Below are 1,522 nucleotides of genomic sequence, written 5' to 3'. Positions count from 1 at the left end.
CGCTGTGGCGCCGCGGGGCGGCATTACCTGTGACGTAATCGACCGGGCGGCGGGCGCTCGGCACAGTGGTGTCAACGGAACACGGACCGGGGCCGCCACCCCGGACCACCGCCCTTCGCCGCAGCCCTTACCCATGCCTGGAGGCAGCCCGCCATGACGACCTACCAGCTCACCGCCCTCGCCCGCACCACCGACCCGACCACCATGCTCCGCCGCTTCCTGGGCCTGGACGCCGTCGTGACCGCCGGCAACGGCCTGGCGTACGTCGCCGCCTCAGGACCCCTCGGACGCTTCCTCGGCGTCGACTCGGGACTGCTGTTCGGGCTCGGCGTCTTCCTCACGCTCTACGGCGCGGGCGTCGGCTACCTCGCCGCCCGCAAGAGCCCGCCGACGCTCGGCGTGCGGGCCGTCATCGAGGGCAACGCCGCCTGGGCGGTGCTCAGCGTCGTCGCCCTCCTCGTCTGGCTCTCGCCCAGCACCGCCGGGGCCGTCTGGATCCCGATGCAGGCCCTGACCGTCGGCGGCTTCGCCGCGCTCCAGTACGCGGCGCTGCGGGAAACGCGGGCCTAGGCCATATGGGTCTGGAGGAACTTGACCGTCGCCGGGTCGGCCGGGAGCAGCGTCTCGATGGCCAGCTCGGCGACGGTCACGTCCATGGGGGTGTTGAACGTGGAGATCGACGAGATGAAGGACAGGACGTGCCCGTCGTGCTCGATCCGCAGCGGCAATGCGAAGTACGGCACGTCCGTCCCGGCGTCGAAGGCGTCCACCCCCGGGTCGTGCACCGGATACGCGGCCACCTCCTCGTACACCGCACGCAGGGCGTCCGAGCGCTGCAACGCGATCTGCCGCTCCATCTGATGCAGCAGATGGCCCCGCCACTCGCGCAGATTGCGGATCTTCGGGGCCAGGCCCTCCGGGTGGAGGGTGAGCCGCATCGCGTTCAGGGGCCCCGAGGCAAGGTGCTCGGGGATGCCGTCGAGGAGCATCGCGATGCCACGGTTCGCCGCGATCACGTCGTACGCCGCGTCGACGACCAGCGCCGGATAGGGCTCGTAGCCGGTCAGCAGCTGTTCGAGGCCCTCGCGCAGCGTGCCCATCGAGGGGTCCTCCAGCGGCGTCTCCCTGAAGTGCGGGGCGTAACCGGCGGCCAGCAGCAGGGAGTTGCGCTCCCGCACCGGCACGTCGAGGTGGTCGGCGAGGCGCAGCACCAGCTCCTCGCTCGGGCGTGCGCGGCCCGTCTCGATGAAGCTGATGTGCCGCGCGGACGAATCGGCGCGCAGGGCCAGCTCCAGCTGACTGACCCGGCGCCGCTCGCGCCAGCCCCGCAGCAGCGGGCCCACGCCGGTCGCGTTCCCCTTGGCGATTCCGTTGGCGCTTCCGTTGGCGTTTGCCTTCGAGTTTCCCTTCGGGCTTCCCTTTGCGTTTCCCTTGGCGGGCGCGGCGGTTGTCATACGTAGACGGTAGTCGAAAGGGGCTGTGGCAAGGTGAGAGCGAGCCCCGCACAGGACCCCGTGGAAGG

Annotated in this window: 2 protein-coding genes; one reads left to right on the top strand and one right to left on the bottom strand. The window is 71.1% G+C overall.

Annotation, left to right across the window (positions count from 1 at the left end):
* Window positions 1-153 precede the first annotated feature (153 nt).
* Window positions 154-570, top strand: coding sequence for a hypothetical protein (locus tag GKQ77_RS32665; protein WP_219692771.1), 417 nt, complete (start codon window positions 154-156; stop codon window positions 568-570).
* Here the strand turns inward: GKQ77_RS32665 and GKQ77_RS32660 are convergent.
* Complete coding sequence (locus GKQ77_RS32660; RefSeq protein ID WP_219692770.1) at window positions 567-1,454, bottom strand: helix-turn-helix domain-containing protein; 888 nt, start codon at window positions 1,452-1,454, stop codon at window positions 567-569. The genes GKQ77_RS32665 and GKQ77_RS32660 overlap by 4 nt on opposite strands.
* Window positions 1,455-1,522: the final 68 nt, after the last annotated feature.

Origin of the sequence: Streptomyces anatolicus (assembly GCF_019400875.1) — a bacterium.
Taxonomy (GTDB): Bacteria; Actinomycetota; Actinomycetes; order Streptomycetales; family Streptomycetaceae; genus Streptomyces; species Streptomyces anatolicus.
This window is presented reverse-complemented; position numbering and strand designations above follow the sequence as displayed.